General features: G+C 55.5%; 16 protein-coding genes and 1 tRNA gene. 11 read left to right on the top strand and 6 right to left on the bottom strand.

Going from position 1 to position 25,576, the window contains the following annotated elements:
* Window positions 1–93: 93 nt before the first annotated feature.
* The 7 genes from ABD890_RS07295 to ABD890_RS07265 all read left to right on the top strand — a co-directional run bounded on the left by ABD890_RS07295 (window position 94) and on the right by ABD890_RS07265 (window position 10,470).
* Window positions 94–1,119 carry a bile acid:sodium symporter family protein gene (locus ABD890_RS07295; protein ID WP_345087364.1) on the top strand — a complete coding sequence of 342 codons (1,026 nt, stop codon included), beginning with the start codon at window positions 94–96 and terminating at the stop codon, window positions 1,117–1,119.
* Between the two features lie 196 nt (window positions 1,120–1,315).
* Window positions 1,316–1,388, top strand: a tRNA-Glu gene (locus tag ABD890_RS07290).
* Window positions 1,389–2,910: 1,522 nt separating this feature from the next.
* The gene (locus ABD890_RS07285) at window positions 2,911–4,701 is read left to right on the top strand and encodes a hybrid sensor histidine kinase/response regulator (RefSeq protein WP_345087361.1); all 1,791 of its coding nucleotides are present in this window, start codon (window positions 2,911–2,913) and stop codon (window positions 4,699–4,701) included.
* Between the two features lie 11 nt (window positions 4,702–4,712).
* Window positions 4,713–5,927: an HDOD domain-containing protein gene (locus tag ABD890_RS07280; RefSeq protein ID WP_345087359.1), complete on the top strand. Its 1,215-nt coding sequence runs from the start codon at window positions 4,713–4,715 to the stop codon at window positions 5,925–5,927.
* Complete coding sequence (locus ABD890_RS07275) at window positions 5,920–7,098, top strand: HD domain-containing phosphohydrolase (RefSeq protein ID WP_345087357.1); 1,179 nt, start codon at window positions 5,920–5,922, stop codon at window positions 7,096–7,098. The genes ABD890_RS07280 and ABD890_RS07275 overlap by 8 nt, the downstream gene beginning before the upstream one ends.
* A 32-nt stretch (window positions 7,099–7,130) precedes the next feature.
* A complete protein-coding gene (locus ABD890_RS07270; protein ID WP_345087355.1) occupies window positions 7,131–8,327 on the top strand; it encodes an ABC transporter substrate-binding protein in 1,197 nt (398 codons plus the stop codon).
* Window positions 8,317–10,470 carry an ATP-binding protein gene (locus ABD890_RS07265; RefSeq protein WP_345087353.1) on the top strand — a complete coding sequence of 718 codons (2,154 nt, stop codon included), beginning with the start codon at window positions 8,317–8,319 and terminating at the stop codon, window positions 10,468–10,470. The genes ABD890_RS07270 and ABD890_RS07265 overlap by 11 nt, the downstream gene beginning before the upstream one ends.
* Before the next feature lie 105 nt (window positions 10,471–10,575).
* Here ABD890_RS07265 and ABD890_RS07260 read toward each other — a convergent pair whose 3' ends face one another.
* From ABD890_RS07260 to ABD890_RS07250, 3 genes are all read right to left on the bottom strand, one after another.
* The gene (locus ABD890_RS07260; protein ID WP_345087351.1) at window positions 10,576–11,091 is read right to left on the bottom strand and encodes a hypothetical protein; all 516 of its coding nucleotides are present in this window, start codon (window positions 11,089–11,091) and stop codon (window positions 10,576–10,578) included.
* A gap of 147 nt (window positions 11,092–11,238) precedes the next feature.
* On the bottom strand, window positions 11,239–12,126 hold the full coding sequence (locus ABD890_RS07255; protein WP_345087349.1) for a DUF1559 family PulG-like putative transporter: 888 nt from the start codon (window positions 12,124–12,126) through the stop codon (window positions 11,239–11,241).
* 469 nt (window positions 12,127–12,595) lie between these two features.
* Window positions 12,596–15,175, bottom strand: a complete 2,580-nt coding sequence (locus ABD890_RS07250; protein WP_345087347.1) for an SGNH/GDSL hydrolase family protein — start codon at window positions 15,173–15,175, stop codon at window positions 12,596–12,598.
* Between the two features lie 217 nt (window positions 15,176–15,392).
* Between ABD890_RS07250 and ABD890_RS07245 the strand changes: the two genes are divergently transcribed.
* From ABD890_RS07245 to ABD890_RS07235, 3 genes are all read left to right on the top strand, one after another.
* On the top strand, window positions 15,393–15,701 hold the full coding sequence (locus ABD890_RS07245) for an acyl carrier protein (RefSeq protein WP_345087345.1): 309 nt from the start codon (window positions 15,393–15,395) through the stop codon (window positions 15,699–15,701).
* 305 nt (window positions 15,702–16,006) lie between these two features.
* Complete coding sequence (locus tag ABD890_RS07240) at window positions 16,007–17,386, top strand: hypothetical protein (protein WP_345087343.1); 1,380 nt, start codon at window positions 16,007–16,009, stop codon at window positions 17,384–17,386.
* Between the two features lie 190 nt (window positions 17,387–17,576).
* Window positions 17,577–17,804: a hypothetical protein gene (locus ABD890_RS07235; RefSeq protein ID WP_345087341.1), complete on the top strand. Its 228-nt coding sequence runs from the start codon at window positions 17,577–17,579 to the stop codon at window positions 17,802–17,804.
* Between the two features lie 92 nt (window positions 17,805–17,896).
* Here the strand turns inward: ABD890_RS07235 and ABD890_RS07230 are convergent, their stop codons facing one another.
* Window positions 17,897–20,098, bottom strand: a complete 2,202-nt coding sequence (locus ABD890_RS07230; protein ID WP_345087339.1) for a methyl-accepting chemotaxis protein — start codon at window positions 20,096–20,098, stop codon at window positions 17,897–17,899.
* 748 nt (window positions 20,099–20,846) lie between these two features.
* On the opposite strand from ABD890_RS07230, the gene ABD890_RS07225 reads away from it, so the two are divergent.
* Entirely contained in the window at window positions 20,847–21,626 is a 780-nt protein-coding gene (locus ABD890_RS07225; RefSeq protein ID WP_345087337.1) for a glycerophosphodiester phosphodiesterase, read from the top strand.
* A gap of 8 nt (window positions 21,627–21,634) precedes the next feature.
* On the opposite strand, the gene ABD890_RS07220 is transcribed toward ABD890_RS07225, so the two are convergent.
* Window positions 21,635–24,604, bottom strand: a complete 2,970-nt coding sequence (locus ABD890_RS07220; RefSeq protein WP_345087335.1) for a PAS domain S-box protein — start codon at window positions 24,602–24,604, stop codon at window positions 21,635–21,637.
* A 123-nt stretch (window positions 24,605–24,727) separates the two neighbouring features.
* Entirely contained in the window at window positions 24,728–25,558 is an 831-nt protein-coding gene (locus tag ABD890_RS07215) for a M48 family metalloprotease (protein ID WP_345087333.1), read from the bottom strand.
* Between the last annotated feature and the right edge of the window lie 18 nt (window positions 25,559–25,576).

Here is a 25,576-nt window from a genome sequence, read left to right as displayed (position 1 = left end):
ATTCTAACCGCAACCCCGATCGGCAGATAGATCGGTTAGGCAAAACAGTCGGCCCGGCAACCCTCTCTCAGGAAATCAGGAAGCGAGTCCCCAGTGCGATCAATTTTTCGCCGATATTGGTTTCTCGCTGCGCTGCTACTGGTTGTGGTATCAGGGTTTACGTTTTCCCCAAGCCTTCGTGTCTTGCCCGAGCTGAAGCTCCTTCGCAACACGATCGTGGTGACGGTTTTGTTCCTGATGGCCTTCCCGCTGGCGTTTGGAGACCTGCATAAGGCGGTTCAGCGTCCCAAGGCGGCGATGCTAGCCACGTTTATCAATGCCGGTCTGTTGCCGGTTCTCGCCTGGATCGTTTCGCTGCTGACCTTCGGCGACTTCGCCATCGGCATCAACTTGATGGCCGCGATCCCTTGCACGCTGGCTTCGGCGGCGGTCTGGACACGGAGGGCAGGGGGGAACGACTCGGTCGCTTTGATCGTGACCATCGTGACCAACTCGCTTTGCTTTCTGATCACTCCGTTCTGGCTGCTGTGGACCACAGGCAGTCAGATCACGATTACAGTTTGGCCTAATGACGCGTCGGGCGGGCTCTCACTCGTTTCGATGATGACGTCGCTGCTGCTCTTGGTGATGCTGCCGATGCTGGCCGGGCAGTTGGCTCGACTGGTCCCGCACGCAGGCCATTGGGCGACACGAAACAAGTTTACGCTCGGGATTTTCGCTCAGCTTGGCGTGCTGTGTATGGTGCTGCTGGGATGCATCAGTTGTGGGCTGAAGCTCCGTAATTTACCGACCGATCAGATGCCGACGATCCTCTCGTTCGCCGTGATGATCGCCCTGGTCTTGGGGCTTCATTTCGGAACGCTGCTGTTGGGAATTGGTATCTCTCGTCAGCTCCGGTTGCCACGCCAGGAAGAGATCGCCATCGCCTTTGCCGGTAGCCAGAAAACGTTGATGATTGGCCTGGCAATCGCTACCGAGTTCTACACCGCCAATCCTCTGGCGATCTTACCGATGGTGACCTATCACGTAGGCCAATTGCTTCTCGATACGGCCGTCGCCGAAAGCTACATCGCGGCTGAGATCGGAAAGATTAAGACCTCGCCTGGTGAGAGCGAATGAAAAGAACGCCGTGCCTGAACCTGCTGGCCGCCATGTGTGTCTGACGACTTGGATGAAGATTCAAACCAGGCAAACTCGAAGGGCCAGACGGCCCCTAGACACAGGCGAAAAACCGTTATAACTTGGTTAAGTCTCTTTTGGTTCCCTTGGCTGTTGTATTTGCAGCCAGCCAACCGATACCAAACAGCACCACCACGCCCCCTTCGTCTAGTGGCCCAGGACGTCGGGTTCTCAGCCCGAAAACAGGGGTTCGACTCCCCTAGGGGGTGCCTAAAGCCGCAGCGATGCGGCTTTTTTATGCGCTGATTTGCCGTAAGCCATTGTTTTTTATGTGATTGCGACGAAGTGGATAAGGCAGGAAGAATGCCGTCCATCGCAACAGGGTGACTTTCAGGCCACTGGCCAGATTTTAGAGCGTCCCAGAGCGACCGCAGACGCTACAGTTCAGGCTGCTTGAACCGCCGCCCTTTGGGCGCGGACATACAAGTGCTTGGGATTGGCGGCTTGTTCGCGGGCAGGTTGAGTTCGCGTTTCGCTACGTCCAGCATATGGGCGAACTTCCGCGATTCGTCGCCGTAGCTACCCGCCACGATTCCCTTGCCTTTCGTCGGGCCGATCCGTGCGGGGCGTGGTAGGCACGCGATAACCACAGCACCAGCGCGAATCGTTCGCCAAGGATCAGCCGGCTACCCGAACCAATTTGGTCGCATTCAGGCCAAAGCGTCCCGACCAAAATTGTTAATGATTACCCTCTCCGTCAACTGCTTTGCAATTTCCGGGGAGACAAGGTCGGTCTCCAAGTCCTCATTCAGACTACGTTGCATTGCCGCCGCTGCATTACCAGATATGTAGGCAGCAATAACAGATGCCTCAGTGGGCGATTCCCCAAACGCAGCGCGAATCGTATCGAAGTATTCGTCGGCTGGCTCGTTAGGGTATGGCCAGTTCGGGACAAACACAGTTATCCCCTGAGATATGTCACGCGCCATGTGATGAATGATGTTCTCGCTTGACATCGTTATGGTTCTGCAAACTCCGAGTTATTATTGTTATTCACATCGAGGATACGATGGCCGTATTCATTCGCGGATATCCTCGGCATCCCAATGCGTTCAGCAATTCATCTTTAGCGGCTTGGGGATTGTGCCGTTGTTCTCCCATCGCCTGATGGTCGATGGGGCGCACCCAAAACACCATGCCAGGCTACCGGCACCGATCAGCAATTTCCGGTCGTAGTCTTATATCCAGGCCGGGTTATCGTTTGTCGGTGACATGCATAGCCGCACCGGGGGCACCTATCAGTGTATCCGCCGGCGGAACCGGGCCTAGGTCCGTGCCGACCGGAGTGGTAAGTGCCGTACCAGACGTGTTCATGTAGAGTGATTTGCGCCTTCGTTCCATCGTCTCCTGGGGGGCTGAAACCGCAGCGATGCGGCCTTTTTTGTTTCTTGTCTTACGGTGGGCTGGTTCTCGGTGGGCGCACTTTCTTTAGGGTGTCGCTGGAATGCTGTGGATGGCCGGGTTCGGGATGTGAATTGGCTAGATCATCTGTGCTGAAAGTAGGCGTTCAGTTGCAAGTGCTTGGTGCGTCCGTTCTTGTTGACTTTGTGGGACTTGCGACCGATGCGAGGCACGTCGAATTGCCCTGAGAGGGGATCGTGCCGAATCCCTTGACTTCGGTATCCCGCACAGTGTCTGGCCGGAAAGTCTGGCAATCAGAACTACGTTTACTGATGACGAGGTACGTCGTCACCTTAGGGCAGATAACCAATAGCTGGAGGGGCTGGTCCAGTGATAAGTGATGTTTTGCAAGAGAAAACGCTGTCGCGCATTCTCGTGATCGACGACAACCCGGCGATCCATGCCGATTTTCGAAAAGTGCTCGAGAGTAGCGAAGCGGACGAAGCCTTGTCGGATCTCAGCGCCGAGCTTTTCGGAGTGCCGGTGTCGTCGCCGGAGATCAAGCCTCGATTTCTACTCGACGCCGCGCAGCAAGGGGAAGAAGGTCTCGAGAAACTAAAGCAGGCACTCAGTGACGGCTCGCCTTTCTCATTGGCGTTTGTTGACATGCGGATGCCGCCTGGTTGGGACGGCCTGGAAACCATCGAGCATCTCTGGCAGGTCGACCCGCAATTGCATGTCGTGATCTGCACCGCCTATGCCGACTATTCGTGGTCGGACGTCGTCGAGCGGTTGGGGGCGAACGATCGCTGGTTGGTGCTGAAGAAGCCATTCGATAATGCTGAAGTGTGCCAAATGGCCTCGGCTCTGGTCGAGAAGCGTCGGCTATCGGAGAAGCTGCGGGCTCACCTGGGCGAACTGGAAGATCGTCTTGATGAAGGCACGATTGCCCTCAAAGAACGGGAACAGCGACTACGAAACATTCTGGATACCGCCCCGGACGGAATTATTACATTTGACGCCGAAGGTAACATCGAGTCGGTCAATAACGCCGCTTGCGAGTTGTTTGGTTTCGAAGCGAAGGACGTTCTGGGGACCAAGGTGCAGACCTTGCTGCACGACCAGAATCCCTGCGCTGCCGCAAGCGTCCGCGACGCCTTCAAGCTGACCGAATCCCGCAAGACGGCATCGATCGAACTCGATTCCACACGGGTGAATCGATCGGTCTTTCCCGCCCAATGGACCGTCGGGCATTTTCGTAGCAGCGAACGGCAGTTCTTTATTGCCATCGTGCGTGACTTGACCGAGCATCGGCAATTGCAATGTAACCTGGCCCAGGCGCAAAAGCTGGAATCGGTCGGCCAGCTTGCCGCCGGAATCGCTCACGAGATCAACACGCCCACGCAGTACGTCGGAGACAATGTTCGTTTCCTGCGCGATTCGTTTGAAGACCTGACGTTGGCACTCGACAAACTACAGTCGTTGCACTCGGCTTGCGAAACGACGAATTACCTGCCAGACCTGGTGAAAGATATTCGCAAGGTCCTGGAAGACGCCGACATCGATTTCATATTGAGCGAAGCCCCTGACACGTTCTCGCAAACGCTAGATGGGATTGCCCGTGTGGCATCAATCGTTCAGGCAATGAAAGAGTTTTCGCACCCTGGCGATGAAGAGAAGACGTTAGTTGATATCCACGCGGCATTGACGACTTCGATCACCGTGTCGCGTAACGAATGGAAATATGTCGCGGACGTGCAGACCGATTTCACCGCAGAGATGCCGCGGATTCCTTGCCTGGTCGGAAAGCTTAACCAGGTCTTTCTGAATTTGATCGTCAACGCAGCCCATGCGATTGCCGATGCCAACGGCAAGCAATCGAAGAATAAGGGGACGATCACCATTCAAACGTCGTATAGCGATGGCTGGGCACAGATCGACTTCAGCGATACCGGGACCGGCATCCCGGCAGAAATTCAAGGTCGCATATTTGATCCGTTTTTCACGACCAAGGGGGTCGGCAAGGGGACCGGGCAAGGCCTGGCGATTGCCCGGAGCGTGGTCGTCGACAAGCATGGTGGAACGATTGAAGTGTTCACTGCTCAAGGCCGAGGGACCACCTTCCGAATTCGTCTGCCTGTGGAGTCCATCGACCGCCGGCCTCGTGGAATGAGTGTCTAGGAGGGAAGGTGATGAGAACGATTCTTTTCGTCGATGACGAGCCGAATGTGCTGTCTGGCTTACGCCGGACACTGCGCCAGTTTCGTGGTCAGTGGGCACTGCTGTTTGCCAACGGCGCCGAAGAAGCGGTCTCGATTCTGCGAAAACGAAAGCTCGATGTCATCGTCACCGACATGCAAATGCCACGCATCACTGGGGCACAGCTTCTGAAATATGTGGGCGACAAATATCCCGATATTGTGCGAGTGATGCTCTCGGGCCAGTCGGACGAAGAGAGCTTGCAGCTTTCCGTTTCGCGAACGCATCAATACTTCACCAAGCCTTGCGACCCGGTCGAATTGTTTCAGGCCGTGTCGCGTTCGTGTGCACTGCGCGATCGGCTTTCTAACGAGAAATTGAAGGCATTGATCTCGCAGACGCGAAGCTTGCCAAGTGCACCGCAGATTTACGCGAAGGTGGTCGACGAACTTCAGTCGACCGATGCCTGTTTGCGGACGATCGCCGATTTGATCTCGCAAGATGTGGCAATGAGTACCAAGCTGTTGCAACTGGTCAACTCATCCTTCTTCAGTTTAAAACGCCGAGTGGAAAGCCCAGCCCAGGCCGCGGCGTTATTGGGATTGAATGTCTTGCGGCCAGTGGTGCTGACCGTGGGGATCTTCTCGCAGTTCGACGTGAAAAACGAGAGTCTGTTTTCGATGGGGGCTTTCTCGGATCATGCCATGGCAGTTGGCCAGGTCGCCGAGATGATCGCCGAAGATCTGGAGGCTCCCAAGCAGATGGTCGACGATTCGCAGATGGCTGGATTCGTGCACGATGTCGGGCAACTACTGCTCGCTTCACGAATGCCAGAGATTTACGAACAGATGCATCGCGATGTCGTTGAACTCCAGCACGATCTGTACGAGTCTGAAGACCAATATTTTGGCACCACGCATCTTCTGGTCGGGGCGCACTTGTTGGCTTTGTGGGGACTGCCGCAACCGATTGTCGAGGCCGTGGCCTTTCATGCCAAGCCGCGTGAAATGGAGACGGAAGAGTTCAATCCGTTGGTTGCCGTCCATGTGGCCAACGTGTTGGTGAATGAAACCACGCTACAGAACCCGATAGAAGTCGATACGCAACTTGATCTCGAATGGCTGGATGGTTTAGGCCTGGCTGATCATGTCGATCGATGGCGAGACCGCGTTCGGGTAATGGTCAGCAAAGGGGGACGACATGAATAAGCGTGTTCTGTTTGTCGACGACGACCCAAACTTACTACGCGGTTTGAACCGGCAACTACGAAAGAAGTACGACGTCTTCACGGCGGTCAGTGGCGAAGACGCTTTGGCGATGATGGCCGATCAGGGGCCGTTTGCCGTGGTTGTTTCGGACATGCAGATGCCTGAAATGGATGGAGCCGAGTTCTTATCGCTGGCGAAGCAACAGAATCGGGACACGATCCGGATCATGTTGACAGGCGACGCCGGTCAGGCCACGGCGATCGAAGCAGTGAACAGCGGCGAGGTGTTTCGGTTCGCGACTAAGCCTTGTCCGATCGAAAACCTGACGCCACTGATTGACGCCGGAATCGAACAGTTTCGCCTGATTACGTCGGAACGAAGCGTGCTGACGAAGACGCTTGGTGGCAGCGTGGGCGTGCTGACCGAGCTGCTTTCGCTGAACAACCCGGTCGCGTTTGGTCGCACTGGCCGCATTCGCTCGTTGGCGAAACGCTTCGCCCCGTTGATGCCAGAAGTCGAGGCCTGGGAAGTGGAGTTGGCAGCGATGTTGTTTCCGATCGGAAGCATGTCGGTGCCAGAGTCCCTTCTGGTGCGTGCGGCGAGTGGTGAGTCGTTAACCAATGCCGAGCGTGATCAGCTCGATAGTCAGGCGGCCGTGGCGAGCCGGTTGATCAACAAGATTCCACGGCTGAAGAGCGTCGCCAAAATTGTCGCTTACCAGGCCAAAGCTTTCGATGGTACCGGCTCTCCTAAGGACAACGTGTCTGGGGAAGCGATACCTGTTGGAGCGAGGATCTTAAAGCTACTGCTCGACTTTGATGCCTTGACCGAAGCAGGCATGGAAGAGAGCCGTGCCGTGGCGATGTTGTCCGGCAAGAAGGGGCAATACGATCCCGATATCATCGAACTGCTGCGCGACATGATCGGTGTCGACTACGTCATTCGCGAGATTCAAATTGGTCAGCTCGAGGATGGCATGCTGCTGGAATCGAATCTCTGTACTGAAGATGGCGAGGTGCTACTGGCTCGCGGACGCTACGTAAGTCCCGTGATTCTGGAGCGGCTGCAAGAGTTTATGCGATCGCGCCCCGTCAAGAAGACGGTCCAGATTCGTGAATTGCGTCAGACCACCACGTCGATGTCGAAAGAAGAAACCCCTGTGCCTGCGTAAGCCGCAGCCATGAGCCTTGGATACTTGTAAGAATGAACGGCCGAGTCTTTCAAAACCTATTTTCGATTGCGATCGCCACCGCCTTTGTGTGGCAGGCGATGCCGATTGGTTTGGTCCAAGCCGAGGAAGACATCGTGATCGGTATGTCGACCGCCTTGTCGGGACCGACCGCCCGACTGGGGCTCGATATGCGCGCCGGAGTGAATGCTGCCTTTCAAGAGATCAACAGCCAGGAAGGCGTGAATGGTCGAATGGTCCAGCTGATCGCTCTGGACGATGCCTATGAGCCACGCAACTGTCGCAACAACATGTTGCAATTGATCGGTAACGAGAATGTGATGGCGATCATTGGGAACGTTGGTACGCCAACGGCGGTCGTGGCGGTGCCTTTGGCGAATGAACATCGTATTCCGTTTGTGGCACCGTTCACCGGTGCGAGCTTGCTGCGAAAATCGCCACCCGATCGCTACGTGGTGAACTACCGCGCCAGCTATGCAGAAGAGACCGCGGCAATGGTGAAAGGGCTTGTGCAAGCTGGAATCAAACCGAGCGAGATTGCCTTCTTTACCCAGGACGATAGCTATGGCGACGATGGCTACTACGGTGGTCTGGCCGCGATCCAAAGCATTCGTCCTGAGATCACTCAGGCCGAAATTGCCCATGGTCGGTATGCACGTAATTCACAAGCGGTCGAATCGGCGCTGGCCGATCTGCTGGTTCATTCCCCCACGCCAAAGGCCGTGATCATGATCGGCGCGTACGCGCCTTGTGCCGAGTTCATTCGACTATCGAAGGCGAATAGTTTCGAGCCCAGGTTCTTGAACGTGTCGTTCGTCGGTGTCGATCCATTGCTTAACTCGCTCGGCAAATTGAGCGAGGGTGTCGTGGTGACGCAAGTGGTTCCGCATTATGAGGGTGATACACCTATCGCGCTCGAGTATCGCCGGGCGATGCAGAAGTTTCAGCCAGACGAGCCGCTCTCGTTTGGTTCCCTCGAAGGGTACATCGCCGGACGCTTATTGCTGCGGTCGATGCAGTCGATCGAAGGTAAGTTGACCCGAGAAAAAATTGTGGAGGCCTTCGACCAGATGGGTGACTTTGAACTTGGGCTGGGAGTCCCACTCCACTTAAGCCGCAAGGATCATCAGGCCAGCAATATGGTTTGGCCGACTGTCATTCAAGGCCAGAAAATCCTTCCCATGGACTGGAGCGATTGGGATGATCAGTAATAAATCGTCACGTCCCGGATCGAAAGTGAACTCGGCGGAAATCGCTCAATTGCGCGTCCGGAGATTGAGCCAACTGGCATTGATCGCCGGTTTCGGCATGCTGGGGATCATCACGGTACTGGTGGCCTACACCTATTCGATCCACGCCAGTTCGGCCCACCTGGAAACGCGTTTACTCAATTGCCGTATTGCCATTCAGCGTGCGCTCGTGGGGATTAACCGTGATGCAACCACCAAGCTGGCGGATGTCGGCGAATTGCCACGCACCGAGGCTCGTCCTCGGTGGTTGAAAGAACTTGAGGCGGCTTCGCGGAGTGCCAACGAGTTAGCTCATTCGTCAGCACTTTCCGATCATGAAACAGACCTCGAAATCTCGACAAACCGCTTGCGTGCGTGGCATGACCGGACATCGCAGTGGCAACTCCGGCAGCGTCTGACTCGCTTTGCCGCGGAAGAGAAGTTGAACCGGCTTCAATATCTGACCAGCGAGCTGCGTTCCGAGATCGAACATGAAAAGGGGCACGAGCGACTCGACGCGATTCTTGAATTTCGCCGGGCCGCCCAAGCGGAAAGCAACTTCGAGCATGTGTCGCAGTTGGCCAAGTCGGCCATTCGAGCGTCGCGGGCTTCGCATTTGGAAGGAGACCTGGCCCAGTTGCAGCTGGCAATTCTGCAGTTGGCGGCAGAAGTCGACCGATCGGAACTGGAAGACCGAGTGCAGAATCAGATTCGTCCACGATTGTTGCGGATCAAATCGAGCGTGGTGAAGCCAGAGCTGCGGAAACTAGTCTACGAGATTGAACAAGCGCTGTTCGAGCGTGCGTCTGATAGCGATTTGCGAAACGCCCAGGAGAATGGCCTTGTCATTTTGCAGGCTCAACTGACCGATCTTCAGCGAGAGAAGCGAGCATTGCTGCAAGAGTTGCAAGACGCAATCGCCGCGTTGAATGTCGAGCAGGAACAAATCGATCACGCCAGCGTGCTGCTGTCGGAACGACTCGGTACCCACTTCGTGAGTGCCGTGGTGATTGTGTGGTCGGTTATCTGTTTGTGTGCCTTGACCTTGTCGATCGTGTTCTGGAAGATGGGCAAGCGAGTTTCGACCCATATTTGTAACCAGGTGGAAGAACTCGATACCGTAGCGCACGAGTTGAATCAGGAAAAGATTGTGCTGACGGTGACGCAGCAGAAGTTGCAGCGCGAGTTCCAGTGCCACAAAGTGACTCAGGAAGAACGTGAGCGTCTGTTCAGCGAGCTGGCCTCGGCTTCTCGCCAGGCGGGCATGGCTGAAATGGCGACGAGCGTGCTGCATAACGTGGGAAATGTTCTGAACAGCATTAACGTCTCGACGCAAGTTGTCATTGGCAAGCTGAAAACGCGTCGGGCTGCGGCACTGAAGCAAGCCTGTCAGTTGATGGGCGAACACCAAGACGACTTAGGAGCGTTCTTCGCCAATGATCCCCGTGGTAAGAAGCTTCCAGAGTTCCTCGATCGCCTGGCCGATTTGATGAGCAAAGAGACCGAGGAAGTCTTGGGAGAACTGGCCTGTCTCGACGGACATGTCGATCACGTCAAGCAGATCGTGAATACACAACAGGCCTTCGCCAAGGTTACGAATCTGCAAGAACCGGTCGACCTGGAACGTTTGCTCGACGATGCAGTCAAGATCAACGAAGCCTCGATGAAAAAGCACGAGATCGAGGTCATTCGTGAGATTGAAATGCTACCGCAGGTGATTACCGATAAGAACAAGGTTCTGCAAATCCTGGTGAACCTGGTTAAGAACGCCAAGCAATCGGTCTGTAAATGCCAGGGCAAACGCTGGATCCGCCTTCGCGTGCGTGCCCGCGATGCCGATACCGTGGTGGTGCAGGTCATCGACAATGGCGTCGGCATCGCACCGGAGCATATGCCGAAGATGTTCACGCATGGCTTTACCACCAAGAAAGATGGCCATGGCTTCGGTCTGCACAGCGGGGCCTTAACGGCAAAAGAACTGGGTGGCTCATTGACTGTTCAGAGCGAAGGTGTCGGCTCAGGAGCTTCGTTTACACTCGCGCTGCCTCGCAACGAGATGTCCACGCCGCAGGAGGAAGAAGTGAGCCAGGACGCGGTCGATGTCCATCAGGCGGGTTCGATCTGAGTCGCTCAGAGCAATCAGGTTCCGAACGAGGTTCTGGCCTGTCAATTCGTCAGACCGGAACCCGTCGGATTCGGCGACGCCATCTGCCCCGGCGCCGACAGCCTCTTATTTCTGAACCTGAACCAATGGGAACGCATCCTTCAGCGTTTTGATGCCGCTGTTGGTGACATCGGTCCCATTCACGTTCATGCTTTTCAGCAGATACATCTCTTTGAGCTTTTCCATTCCATGATCCGAAATCTCGGTGTTGCTGACGTCGAGTTTCATCAGCACATAACGAATCGAAGTGTCGTTGATGACGCCCAGATGATCGTCGTTGCAGTTGGTGTTGCTCAAGTCGAGTTCAACGATGTAGCCGAGCGAAGCAAGCTGCTCGAAGGTCTCGTCGTTCAGCGTTTGACCGCTGAGATCAATTGCCCAGGCATCGCCTTGAGGGAAGTTCTTCAATTCAAACTTGGCCCCGATCGCTTCAAGCTGATCTTTGGCCTGGGTTTTCTTCTGCTCGGCCCGCTCGTAATCGCTTAGTCCATCGTTGTAGCAGCCAAGAATCAGCAGAAGGGCTGCTACGTAGACGTAGGCGACAAACTTCAGCGGAGGCTCCAGCTGGTAGTCTTTGCGCATGGTGTCCTCGGAACGGTGAATGAAATCAATAGATGATGATAAACCGCCAATGGCAACTGCGTGATGTTCTCGTAGAAGCAACGAAGGAAACATCACGCAGAGGATTTGCTGCCCTGGCGTTAGCAGGTCCGCAGGGACCGCGGCAGTTTAGAATTCTTCGATGGCCTGGCCGTCCGACATGGCACACAGCTTGTTGAACGTACCGAATTGTTCCTTCAGCGTCGAAGCGAATGGAAGCCAGTCGATGTTTTCGCTGAGGAAATGGACCGAGCCATCCCCGAAGACGAACTGAACGCCACCTGGGTGCATGCTTGAGAACGCACTGTCTGGCTTCTTGCCGGCGGTCACCGATTCGCCGTCACCAATGCGGTACGAGCCATAGGCCTGGATCGCGTCGGTGTTGACGATACCGTCACCACTTTTTTTGGTGCGTTCACCCATCCACAGCGAAGCGTAGGCTGCTTCTGGGCTGCGACGTTCGCCGACCATGATCGTGTTACTCAGACCGTCGGTCACTTCTTTGAACTTGACGCCAATCGAGCCACTGAGCATCCCTTTGCTGCCGAGTGTACCGGCACAGCCTGGGTAGTTCGACTTGGCGATGTCTTGAGCGGTGCCGTCGATCATGAAAGGACGATTGTCATTCAAGCTACCACCTGGATCGGATGGACAGAGGAATGCGTTGAGCGACGTCTGAGCGACTTCCAGATCGTTGTCCAGGATGTCCTGGAACGTGTTTTTCGACGAATTAACACGCTGGTACAAGTTGTCTTGTTCCAGGTAAGGCAGCACAAAAAACGACCAGGCGAAGCCCGACTTGTCGTGAGCGTCGATGAAGCTGGGGGGAAGCTTCTGATGCGTGTCGTGGTACATGTGGCACGCCAGGCCGATCTGCTTCAAGTTGTTGTTGCAGTGGGCACGGCGAGCTGCTTCACGTGCTTGCTGCACAGCGGGGAGCAACAGAGCAATTAAGACACCGATGATGGCAATGACCACCAAAAGTTCCACAAGCGTGAAACCTTTTCGGTTGTTCATTCGTAAATCCTTCGTAAATGGGGGGTGTGGAATGAAAGCGTGACGTCGAGCTGGCAAACTTTGCGGCGGTAAGTGGATTGGTCGTCTGCCGTGGGCCGCAACGGATCTTCTGAGGGTTGATGTCGAGACGCAATTGAAGTGCCAAATGAACAAAATGGCGCAGAATAGCAACCGCGATGGTGCGAATTGATAGCCGCTTCTCATCATCCCCACCAGGCGGTGTCCAGAGGCCTTCGGGCACCGTTTTGACGGTCTTTCCCGCGAAATCATACATTTGCCCAGGGTAAGATTCCGAGTGACCTCGTCGATTAAACTTGGCCTTTGTAAATCTCCATGGGTTTGCCCGAACGTGATAATACGACCGGACGCGGCTGCCCAAGCTGCATGCACGGTCATACGACACGTGATATAAATTTGCGCAGCCGTGTCTCAGATGAGGGAGACCGCGTTTCGCTTGAAGAGGGGGCGATTAGGGACGTTCGCTTGAAAAAACCGGCAGCGCGGACGGCTTCGATTGAATGGCTCGCCAGATCGCTTCAGCCGCAACGGAATGCCCAGCGGCATTCAAATGATGATCGGCGGATCCGATCTTCAACGTCTTCGAGTCAATTCCTTCGGCCCACTTTCGCAAGTCGAGGGTGACCATGCCCGAACGCTCTGCGACACCGACGATCGCATCATCGGATGCGGTTTCTTCCAGGATTTCGGGGATCGGCAGATAGATCCAGACGGGCAAGATCTCACGCTCTCGGCAGTCTTGGTTGATGCCGGAATAGATGCATTCCGTGATCGCTTCGGCACGCGCTTGCAGCAAGACTTCGACCGCGCCCTGCGATGTTTGGCTGGTGATACCAGCTTCGTCGAGGATCTCGTCGAGACATGAGTAAAGGAGCGAGTGTCCTTTCTGCTGAAACTGAGCGATGTGGCGGGGTGGCCCCTGAAATTCGCCCTGGTGGGCAACGTACCAGATGGCATCGGGCTGGAAGTCGAAAACTTTGGCTCGCAACGCGGCAGCGGTGTGCAGCGCATAGTATCGGCCGATGCCAAAGTTCAGCAGTTCGACCTGCGGGCTATCTTTCGGCATTGCCGCATTGATTTTCTGCTCAAGCAAGCGGACGAACGTCTCTTGTTCTTCGACCCCGTAGCCCATCGTCACGCTCGAACCGACCACGGCAATGCGATACGTGTTGGGAGCTTTTCGGTGGGAAACCGGCGGGTTCCGCATGCCATGGCTGTTGATCTCAATTGGTTTGTCGACCAATGTGCCTCGCCAACCGGGAATCATTTCCATTTCCAGCAAGTCGTCGCGAGGGCGAGTAATCTCCTCGAAGATCACCGCTTCACCAGCCGGACGCGGAGTGCCTCCGCGGACTAGTGGATCGGACTGGAAGTTGACATTGGCCAACTGTTCGTAATAACCCTGAACATCGCGCGAGACTTCCGCTGCGGTGAGCATTTCGCGCTGCATATTGACGATTTTCTCGCGAGTTCGCAGATCAAACTGATCCGCGAACCAAGGCATTCCGATCAGCAACAGTGCCGCCATCGCCGCGGATACCACAGCGGGCGCTCGCCAGGCCGTGGTGTCAGATGGGGCAGACTTGTTCTGTATTGCGGGCTTTCCGGCAAACTGCCAGTGCAGAAAGGTTCCGCTGACGATCGTTGCCACCACGATCAGACACACGCTGCCGAGACCTTGCCAGAAGTCGGTATTCGTCGAAGCCAACAAACCGATCCACTGGAAGAAACCAGGCACGGTCCAGCAGGCCCAAAACGTCGCGACTGTCAGGAAGACGCCCATCACTTGCAAGCAATGACGTAGCGAGCGGAGCAGGGGAGCGGTCGTCGGCTTCGCGGCTGGTCGGGCCGCTCGGTTGTAATCGAGCAGACCATTAACGGCGACAACGATCCCGGCAATCAGCCATAAGCCTGCTTCGTTGACGCTGATCGGAAATTCGCCCACCAGCCAGAAAACCTGGTACGAATGCAGTGCCCACGTTACGACGAACACAAACGCGATCGCCCCGACAATTGCCGTGCGATCGCCAAACCGGCGCAGGTGAAAGAAGGCGGGATAAAAGAACTGACGCTCCAGGAAGACCTTCCAATAAATGTTAATGCGACGCCAGATATCGATGAAACTGGACGCCAGAAAGTAGTTCTCGTGTGTGCGGGGAAGGTTGAATCCGAACAGATGCAAGATGCCAGTGATGATGTGAAACGAGCCAGAGATCCGCAAATACAACATGTAGTTGGTAACCAGAAACAGTCCCACATCGCTGACCGTGCGGACATCTTCGGGCGAAGGAAGCAGGAAATATTTGATGCCGCGATACAGCAGCAAGTGCATCATTCCGCGAGCAATCCAGTTAATGCCGCGTTGGGCGATTTCGATGCCTGGCCGATTGAACCAGCTATCGCAAAACGTTTGATAGTCGACGATCGGATAAAATGGAAAGCTGGCATTGGGCAGCATGAAGAAGTACGACAAGTGCATCGAAAGCGGCGCCGAGGTGCGCGTTCGTTGCCGCACGTAGACGAGCAGCCGAAACATGAACATCGAGCCCAGGATCGCCCAGAACAATTGGTCTTCGGTCGATCGACACCATGCCAAGGTCGCGCCACCGCCAACCAAGAGCAGGGCACGCAAGAAGAACGGAACCGGCAAGTGACAGATGCCAATCAACACCCCGCCCAGCCCCCAAATCCAGGCCGTTCCGACCCAGCCCACCACCTGGATACATGCCACCAGTGAAAGTAGCAAGAAGCCGGGGAGACGCATGCTCAGAGGCAAAATCGCATAAAGAACAAAGCCCCCCAGCACCAGGTAAAACAGTTCGGCCAGACCTCGTCCCTTTTCAATTTCAAACTCGCGGACGACCAGAACGATCAGTAGCAGTTGAAACAGAATCAGCAGCAGGGGACGCGAGGCATAGCGCCCGTTGCCGTTGGTAGCGATCTCTGAAATGCGGTCCGAAGTGGTTTTCTGCGTCATGAAGCGGGCGTCGGTCTTCTGGCGAAAGTGCTTCTCGCAAGCGAATCGATACAATGGTTTTCCGGCACGAGGTTGCGAATCAGTCTATATCGCGCCCCAGGTTTTACCAGGGGCGATGTAGTAATACGCGCAGGCCTGTGGAAGACATCATGCCACTTCCCTGCCGTGATGCGGGCTCGCCAAGGCATGCTTGTTGCCTGAAACAGAGCTGCGCTATAATCTACAAATCGCTATGGCCTGTTCGCGTTCCTTTCTCTGAAAACAGAAGCCCATGTCCGCTGCTGCTGAGCCGTCGAAACCGAATCCTCGTTCTGCCGAAGAGATTCGTCAGTGGGTAGCGAATTATTTGGCCAAGCACCTTCAGGTCGAGCCGGAGAAGATTCGCTTCGATGAAAAGCTGATGGATGTCGGGCTCGACTCCATGCAATTTCTCGTGCTGGTCGGGGAACTCGAGAAATGGCTTGGTTGCCAGTTCGTCGACCCCTGGATCGACGATTTCACGATCAATACCCTAGCCCAGTTTCTCGCCGAGCAGGTCGCCCAAGGGAAAACGAAGATCGATCCAGCCGAACGCAATTAGGTAGCGATCTACTGGAATTTGCTGCCAGAGGCTCTACTTCCGCAGCAGATGATTCAGGGTTGGCAAACGACTTGCCCTCATTCTTTGGCAGAAGCTCGGACGCACGCGAACGGTCGTGACGGTTGTCTGGATTAGCCGATGCGCTTACCCACATCCGCCGGCTCGATCGATGCCCATGGTGCAACGCCCTTTGCGCCAACGCCGAAAGCAGAACCTGACAGAGAAGGATCGATCGGCACACATAAGTCTTGAGGTGGACATTCGACCGCCAGGGCATCGACGTGGATCTTCAGGGGTAGCAGAAGATGAGACTCTGGTTTCAATGCGGCATCGTTTCAGCCGCGGTGGGGATGTTATTTCTCGCCGGGGCGGACGCGCTGCTGGGGCAAGGCATCACGCAGCCGTCGCAACCTCTCCGAGCGATTGACGCGGAACTGAGTGCCGAGATCGATGCGTTGTACCAGCGAATCACCGAGTTGGAAGCGAGGATCGCCGAGTCGCATCCCGACCCTGGCCCCGTCGAACCGATCGAGTTCTATCCTTGTGTCTCGCCAGAGCCACCGGTCTGCCCTTTCTCGAAGTGTGTCGGTTACGACAATGGTTTTTATCTTCGCACGTGCGACAAGAACTACTCGCTCAAGATTCGCGGGCTGCTCCAGTTCCGGCAATACTCGGACTGGCGAAACGTTACTACCGGCGACGACTTTGAGTCCGGCTTTGTGATCGAACGAGCTCCGATCTTGTTCTCGGGCAACTTCATCACGCCGCAACTGAAGTATTGGTACATCTTGCAAGCCAGCCGAGCCAGTGGCACCGAGTTCCTGGAAGAAGGCAAGATCATCTACGAGTTCGACAACGGACTGGTGCTGCAAGCAGGACGTTTTCGCGACCCAGGCTTCCTGCGAGAAATGGAAGTCAGCTATACCCGGCAGCTAGGTGTCGAGCGTTCGTACTACAACAGCGTGTTTGCTTCCGGCGTGCTGGAAGGGATGTCGCTGTCGAAGCAAAACGAAGGTTACCGCTGGATGGCCTTTTTGAACGACGGTCGCAATTCCGGTTCCTCCGCTGTGAACAAAGACTTTTATCAGGACTACACCGACATTGCTTTGTCGGCCAGCTTCGACATCAAGTTTTTCGGCGAGTGGGCACAGTATGGTGACTTCACTTCATGGCCCGACGAAGGGCCGGCGCTGTTTCTTCGCACTTCGATGTTCTGGGAAGCAGGCGAACATGGCGACTCGGTGCCGGCGAATAATCAGTCCGGTTTCATTTCCTACGCCGGAGAGCTGACGTACGAGAACCATGGCTTTGCGGCGTTCGGTTCGCTGGTCGGTCGTCACTCGAAGAACGACGGGCCTGAGATCAATCAGTATGGCGGCCTCTGTCAGATCTCGTACCAGGTGATCCCCAATCACTTCGAGCCATTCGCCCGGTACGAACATATCTGGTTCGATGGTTATACCGATGTCGGATACAACCTGATGCCGGTGAATCAAAGTACGCTGAACATCATGTCGGTCGGGTTTAACTGGTACTTCCACCGTCACGGGCTGAAGTTCACGATGGAGGCGCTGCACGCTTTCGACGAAGTTCCGTTCTCGGCCCCGAACACAGGCTTCCTGCAGGACGAACCAGGCGAAAGTGGCCAGACGGTGCTGCGATCACAGATTCAGATGTTCTTCTAAACGGCAAGTGAGCCGGATCTGACTTCTGTCTGGGGGGAAGCTCTGGAACGTTTGTAGGGAATAGGCTGGTCCAAGATCGGGTTGGGCAACTTATTCGGGCAAACGACGCGGTTTCGATTGAGCCAAGTGCCTAGGGGAATTAGAGTGAAATCTGACTTTTTCACTCCCCAATTCTTCCAAGGGTTAGGTAATGATTCGCCGCCGCGTAGTGATGATTATTTGTGCTGCCGTCTTGCTGCTGGGAACTTCCCTTGAACTGCAAGCAGGTCAGCGTTTCCGCATCCGTCGAAGTTCGACGCCTCATTACTCTTCGTATGCCGTGCCGCAAACTCGTTACGCGACGGCTGGCTACGAATACCAGACCAGTCGCTATCAGGCCCGCACCACGGCTGGTTACCTGATGCTGTTTGGCATGTAGGACGCACCTCTTCGGTATCAATCGGCTCAACAAAGCGAAAAACGCCGGCTGCCAGCGCCGGCGTTTCTGTCGCGTGTTCTTCCGACGTCGGCTTAAACTTTGAAGCCGCCGACAAGTTCGTCGATTTCGTTGGCATACTGGGCCAGACTATCGCCATAGCTTCGTGTGGTTGCCGCACCGGTTGCCGTGCGACGCGTTGCTTCATCGACGCCGTTGACGTTTTCGGTAATTTCACGACTGGCCACGGCCGAGTCGTTCACGCCAGACGAAATCGAAGTTGCCGAGGTCGCTGTCTGGTTCAAGTTCGACGAAATCTGCTTGGTCGTGAGACTTTGCTCTTCGACCGCCGTGGCGATCGAAAGGCTGGCTTCGCGAATCTGTTCAATCACATCGGTGATTGCTCCAATCGATTTCACGGCGTCGGTGCTCGACGACTGGATGTCGTTGACGGTCTTACGAATGTCATCGATCGCTTCGGTCGTCTGGTGAGCCAGCTCTTTCACCTCGGTGGCCACCACGGCAAAGCCTTTTCCTGCTTCACCAGCTCGTGAGGCTTCAATGGTGGCGTTCAAGGCGAGCAGGTTGGTTTGCTCGGCGATATCTTCGATCACACCCACGATCTGGCCGATTGCCGCGGCAGCGGCGCCTAGCTTGTTGATCTTCACATTACTTTCTTCAGCCAGGGTCGCCGCATTGACGGCCACCGCCGAGGCGGTCTCGGTATTCTTCGAGATATCGCCAATGGAACTGGTCAGCTCTTCGACAGCATGGCCGACCGAAGAGATGTTGTCGGTCAATTCGTGAATCGATTGTGCCATGTTGGTCATCGTGGTTGCCATTTCTTCCGAAGCGGCGGCCACGCTGGTGCTGCGTCCCTTCGCTTCGTTGGCACCAGTCGAAAGTTCCTCTGCGGTTGTTAGCATCTCGCCGGATGTCTTCGATAGCGACGAGGCGGTACTCGCGACTCGGCTGATGATGCCCTGCAGCTTGTCCATAAAGACATTGAACCACGTCGCCAGCTCGCCAATTTCGTCCTTCGATTGAATGTCGAGCCGCATCGTCAGGTCGCCTTCTCCCTGAGCGATATCGCGAAGCGAATCGGTCACAATGGTCAAAGGCTTCACCAGCACCTTCGATGCATAGGCCACAAAGATCGAAATCGCACCGACGACCACCAAGGCACCCACCACAACGTACACCAGCATCCAGTTCAACGAACTGCGGGCGCTCATAGCCGACGCGCGGAAGTCATCTTTATAGGTGCTGATACCGACGACCCAGTCCCATGGCTCGTAATAGAATAACGCCGCCAGCTTTTCACGAGCATGCTCTTCGCCTGGGTTCTGCCAGAAGTATTCGTGCAGAACAACTTCTCCCGGCTCAGCGGCCAGCGACTTATCGATCATTTCGCGAATGCAAGGTTTGCCGTCGGCATCGACGGTGTCGAGAATATTTTCGCCATCCCGGGCACCACCCTTCGAGACCAGGTAAGTTCCCTTATCTTTGCCGGTCCCTTTCACCACGAACACATAGCCGCTATCGCCCAAGTGCAGCTTCTGTAAACCTTCGGGCAGATCGGCGGCTTCCTCTTGCAGCAGGCCCACGTATAACGCGCCAATCACTTTGCCAGCGTGATCTTTCACCGGGTGATAGGCAGTCGAGTACCACTTGTCGACCACGAATGCACGTCCGTAATAAGGTTCGCCCGAGATCAATTTCGCGACGACCGGGTTGCTTGCGCCATCGGGATTCGTAGCTGGAATGAACGTGCCAATTGCCCGGTTGCCATCCTTCGCAACAACGTTGGTCGCCACGCGAAGCATGTCGCCAGATTCGTTCAAACGCTGGAAGATGGTACACGTGCCGCCAGACCATTTGGCGACTTCATCGACAAAGGGAACATGTTGATCGAGATTGCGAACCTGGCCCAACGACTGACCGTCGATGGTCATCATCGGAAGTTCGGTGGCCTGGGTATCGCCCGTGAATTGATTCTTACAGTTCCATTCGAGGCTGTCGTCCTGCAGCGTCAGGTTGCCTTTTTGCTGCATCAGCTCTTCGCTGAATTGAATCGTGGCGTGCAGTTGCTGACTGGTGAGTGCGTTCTGCGATTCGAGCAAAATCCGAACGTTGCTGGCGGCCGCATTGCACTGGGTCCGTGCCATGTTCTCGGCCTCGCTCAACACGGTCTTGTCGAGATGAGACCCGTTGATAACGACGATCAGCACGATGATGATCGCGCAGGCAATCGGCCCAGCTAAACTTATTCCGAGAATCTTCTTTCCAATGCTCATTGAATCTGCCCTGCGTTCTGCATCAATTCCAGTGGTGGTTAGTCGTTCAAAACGGCACTCAATGGTCGTTGCCAATAACCTAGGTCGTGTGGCGGGCCCAAAAATGCAGGGCGCAAAGAAGGCATCAACAGGCAGTGTCTGGCTGTCAAATCAGCCCGATTCGATCGAGGGGAATTGGCAATCTGACAGATAGGTGTTCGTGCCTTCCTGGTCCCCTCGGTTTCGACTTACTCGGCAAGTTCTGTGTGTTTTTAAATCGATAAATGATCAAGAGTTACTGGCAAGCGGCGGCGGGGAACTTGGTGTCTAAAAGGCTGAGACTTGGACCCAAACCGAGGTCCGTATTGGGGCCAAGTTAGCCTTGCCAGAGGAGCCCAAATTGGCTCTTCGGCTTACTGTGTGGATCCCCGCAAAGGGGAGTAGGGGCTCGCTGACCTGACGACAGACGTCGATCGGAAGGGCGTTTCGACGGCCCGTGATGTGGTGAACCGACCTATGAACCAGCTGGCTGAAAAGGCGGATTCGCGGCGATGGGCTGTTAAGGAAAGATGAAGTCTGGCAGATAATAGAGGTCTCTGGCCGGTTGCCGTCACGCTTGGCCTGTTGGGGGCAAGAGACGCAATATCTCGTGGTTTATAATTCACCCACCCAACCATGAGGTGGCTAACTTCGATTCAACCTTCAAGGGATCAAACGGACGATGCAAGTAGGTAAGTTTTTGGTGGCGGTGGCACTGGTAGGATCAAGCATGGTCGCGACGAGTGAGGCTCAAATGATCGTAGCGCATCGTGGGGCCTCGTTTGACGCTCCCGAGAATACGTTGGCTTCGTTCCAGGAAGCCTGGAAGCAGAAGGCCGACGCCATCGAAGGGGATTTCTATCTGACCAAAGATGGCCACATTGTCTGTATGCACGATAAGACAACTAAGCGAACCACCGGCGGTGCCGCCGAACTGAAGCCTGCCGATGCGACGCTGGAACAACTGCGAGCATTGGAAGTGGGTGCCTGGAAGAACGACAAGTTCTCAGGTGAGCGCATTCCACTGTTGGAGGAAGTCCTGGCGACTGTGCCCCAAAACGGCAAAATCCTGGTTGAAGTGAAGTGCGGTCCTGAGATCGTCGAGCCGCTGCGGGTTGGTTTGGAGAAGTCGAGCCTGAAGCCAGAACAGATCGTCATCATCTGCTTCGACGACGAAGTGGTGAAGCAATGTCGCGAAAAGATGCCACAGTACAAAGCGAACTGGCTGACCAGCTACAAGCAGAACCCTGAGACCGGCAAGTGGAGTCCCAGCGTTAAGTCTGTCCTCAACACGCTTCGGGAAACGAAGGCGACCGGTTTGGGGACGCAGGCCCGGGATGAAGTCGTGACGGTCGAATTTGTCAAACAGATCCGCGATGCAGGGGTCGAGTGTCACGTGTGGACAGTGAACGATGAAGCCCAGGCCAAGCGTTACGCCTCGCTCGGTTTCGATTCGATTACCACCGACAAGCCTGCCGCAATTCGCCATGCCTTGGCGGAAGGCAAGTAGTTCACCGCCTACGAGGAAGAAGTCGACTTCTGACTGTCTTGCAGATCGAACAGCGGACTTGGTTCCGGTTCGCTGGTTGGAAGTCGAATCGTAAAGGTGCAGCCATTTCCCTGGCCATCGGAATGCAACGCAATCGTTCCTCCATGGAAATCGACAATGCGTTTGACGATGGCCAGGCCGATGCCGGTTCCGTCTGATTCGGGATCGAGCTTGTCGAACAACTGGAAAATTCGTTCCTGGTATTCTAAGGCCACACCAGGACCGTTGTCGGTGATTTCAACCGTGACAAACTCATCTTCGTCTTTCCGTGCCGTGATCGTCACTTGTGGGTTCGGCTTGCGGTTGTGTTTGATGCCGTTGTCGATCAGGTTCTGGAGCAACTGTCGGATCTGCACTGGATCGGCGTAGATCGTTACCCCTTCGACGTGGCTCTGGATATCCGCTTCGCGCGTTTCGATTTCGCCTGCCAATAACGTGATCGCCTCGCGTACGACATCATCCAGTGAAATCTCGGTTCGTGATTTCAGGTTTCGGCCGATGCGCGAAAGCTCGAGCAGGTCGTCCAGAAGTTGTTTCATGCCATCGGCGGCCGATCCAATGATCGAAAGGTCTTCGTCGATCGCCGCTTTGTCGCCAGACTGGATGTCTTCACCCAGGATCCCGAGGAATCCCTTGATGGTGATCAGCGGCGATTTCAAGTCGTGCGAGACCGTATAGGTGAACTGCTTGAGCTCGGTGTTGGTGGCCTCGAGGTCACGAATCAGCGAGTCGCGAAGCTTTTCCGATTCAATCCGCTCGGTGATGTCTGTCAAAGCGAACACGACGCCGTCGAACTCGCCATTTTCGTCAAACAGCGGAGCACCATTATTCGAGATGATCGTGTAGGCATCTTCACCGAACTGGACACGGTAACGGGCATCGTAAATCGGTTGTAAGGTGCGTTTAATCGTCGCGAAAGGACGATGCTCTGGGGCAAGCGGCCGGCCTGCCATGTCGTACACTTCCCAGTCGAGCTTCAGCACGTTCTTTCCTAAAACCTCATCACGACCGATACGCAGTGTTTTCTCGAGGGCTGTGTTCATGAAGCGAACATTCGCTTCGGCATCCAGCACCATGATCGCGGCCACGCTCGTTTCCATCACTTGATCGAGAAGTGCTTTTTCCCAGACCAGTTGCTGTTCAGCTCGCACGCGGTCCGAGATGTTGGTCGCGATGCCCATGATCTGGGTTGCGTTTCCATCCTTGTCTTTTTGAAACACGACGCGATGGAATTCAAACCAGACCCAGTTTCCGTCGGTGTCGGCCAGGCGAAAGTTATCGCGACGGACGAGTGGCTCGCCATCTTCTTCTTTCCAGACATCCTGGGCGATCTTTAGCCGCGGGAGGTCTTCGGGGTGGATGACCTGGCCATAGAAATTGGCACCCAGTTCTTCGATGTATTCGCGCGAATAGCCAAGCTGCTTCTGGACGTTATCGTTGATGAAGACGATCGACTGCGTTGTCAAATCGAAGATATAGATGAGCCCCGGCGTCGCGTTGATCATCTTCTCGGCGAACTCTTTCGCTTCCTGTAACTGATTTTCGGCAGCCTTCCGTAGCGTGGCATCTCGGGCCGCCGACATCACGTAAGCCTCTCCTTCGCGCTCGATCAACGTCAAACGGATTTCAACGGGAAAGGTGCTGCCATCCTTGCGACGATGCATGCGTTCGACCAGGGGATGGTAGCGTCCCCCTTCGCGTGCCAACTGGTTCCAGAGCCGGTTGGCATCTTGCCGCGTCCACTTGGTGTCGATATCGGCCACGGTACGGCCGATCAGTTCGTGGCGTTCATAGCCGAGGCTGCGGCAGGCTTCCTGGTTGGCATCCAGAATGGTCCCTTCGAGGTTGCGGAGAAAGATCGCGTCGGCCGCCCCGTCGAACAAGCGCCGGAAACGGTCTTCGCTGGCTTCGATCGTGCGAAGATGTTCTTCCTGCTGACGCTGCGCCGCGTCGAGTTCGTCGGCGAGGTTGTTGAACGAGTCGGCCAGAATCGCATACTCGCCGCGAGTTTTCTCGGAAACGCGAGCCGTTCGGTCGCCGCGAGCATACCGGCGGATCGCTTGAATCATCTGCTGAAGCGGACGCAATGCACGCTCGCTGAAGAACAACGCCAGGATCACGGCTACCGTAATGCCACAGCAAACCGCGGTCACCTTTGACCAGGCCATGCGATTATAAATCGATTTCACTTCCGCTTCAGGAATGGCCGCGATCAGGTGCCAAGAGGTTTCTGGAATCTCCGACAGCGAGACCAGGTACTGAACGCCATGCGAATCGGTGACCAGTTCTTTACCAGGATGCATCGGTCGATTGCGGAGGAAGTCGGCTTTTTCGGTCGCGGCGATCAGGCGGTTCTCGTGGTCGACCAACGCATAGAAGCCACCTCGATCGACTTCCATCGAATGGACGAACGACACCATGTTCGATTCCGGGATCGTCAGGCTGACCGCTCCCTTCAAGGTGCCATCCAGGGCGTGGACCGGATTGATCAGCAGCACCACGTCGTTACCAGACGAGCGGCTTTTCAGGATGCGGGTGATGACCTGTTTACCACCCAACAGATCGGGAAAGTACAGCCGGTCCGAGACATCGAACATCGAGCCATCGGTGGCGTGGACGGTTCCGTCGAGTTCGACATAGAACAGCCCTTCAACACTCGGACGGACGACCGATTCCTGGATCTTCAAGTAATCGACGATTTGAGGAATCTTACCGTCGGCGATCTGCGGCGAGATACTCAACGCTTTTAGCAGCGAAAGATGCTCGTCCATGAACAGACGCACTTCCTGACGTTTGGCCTCGAGCTTGGCGTTGAGTGTCTGGTCGATCTGTTCCTGGAGCAAGGTCTGGGTGATCTGGTAGTCCAGAATCGTTGCCAGGCCCACCGCGATCAGCGCGGGGATCGCGCCGAGGAGAAAGTATTTGCGAAGTAGATTCACGGTGGATGATCTTCAGCTTGGATGGCCGCCAGGGGATGCGAGACGTCCCCGATTATCGAAAAACAGGGCGACAGCGTCAAAACCGAAAACCGAGTCCAGCGCGGAAATCTTTTCCGTAGTTGGCTAAGAACCTGCCAACAGGCAGATACAAAACACAATCAGCGTAAGCTGGCTAAGAGAGACCGCGATTAGAAACAATCGCAGCCCATTCCGCAGGCAAGGCGAAAGATGAAGCCCTAGCAGGGCTCGGCGACGCTGCTCGAAGCTCGGATAAAGCCATGACTTTTGATCGGGCCGCAAGCCCGAGAGAAGTGTCAGTTGCGAAAGTGCCCGGATCAATACGCGGGCATTCTGCAGCCGGGTTCCGTTGCGGGACGAAAGGAGGTCGACCGCAAAGAAGTCGGCCTGAAATTCCAGTAGCGGGGCGACCATGTGCAGCATCACGGACATATATCCAATCGTGCCGATCACCACGGCCATCTGAATCAACGCCTGCCAGCCCTCAATTCCTTCCAGCTGGTGAACCATGGCCATGCCCAGCAAACCGCCGGCAAAGACAATACTCAGCCGGATCGGTACGTGCCACAGTCGCATATGACCGACTTCATGGGCAACGATCGCCGCGGCTCCGTGGGGAGAAAGATGCCGGAATAGGGCGTCGCTGACCATGACGAACGAGAAGCCTGGTACGCAGCCCAATACGGCTGCGTTGCAGATCCGTTCGCCGGTATCCCATACGCGCAGTTGGCTGGCCCACTGCTGGTCGCCTTCGGGTAAGGCACGCAGTAGCTGCTGCTTCTGGCGAAGCGTCAGTTCATCCAGCGACAATAATCGCCGGGCGATCAGCGGATAGGCAACGACCGCGGTCAGTGGGACCAGCCAGGTCAGCCAAATCAGTTGATCCCAACCACTGGATTGGCTGGCAAGTAGCGTCAGTAAGATCAACTCGGACAAAGGGTTCGCTCGAACTCG

This window comes from Bremerella cremea (assembly GCF_039541315.1).
GTDB lineage: Bacteria > Planctomycetota > Planctomycetia > Pirellulales > Pirellulaceae > Bremerella > Bremerella cremea.
This window is presented reverse-complemented; position numbering and strand designations above follow the sequence as displayed.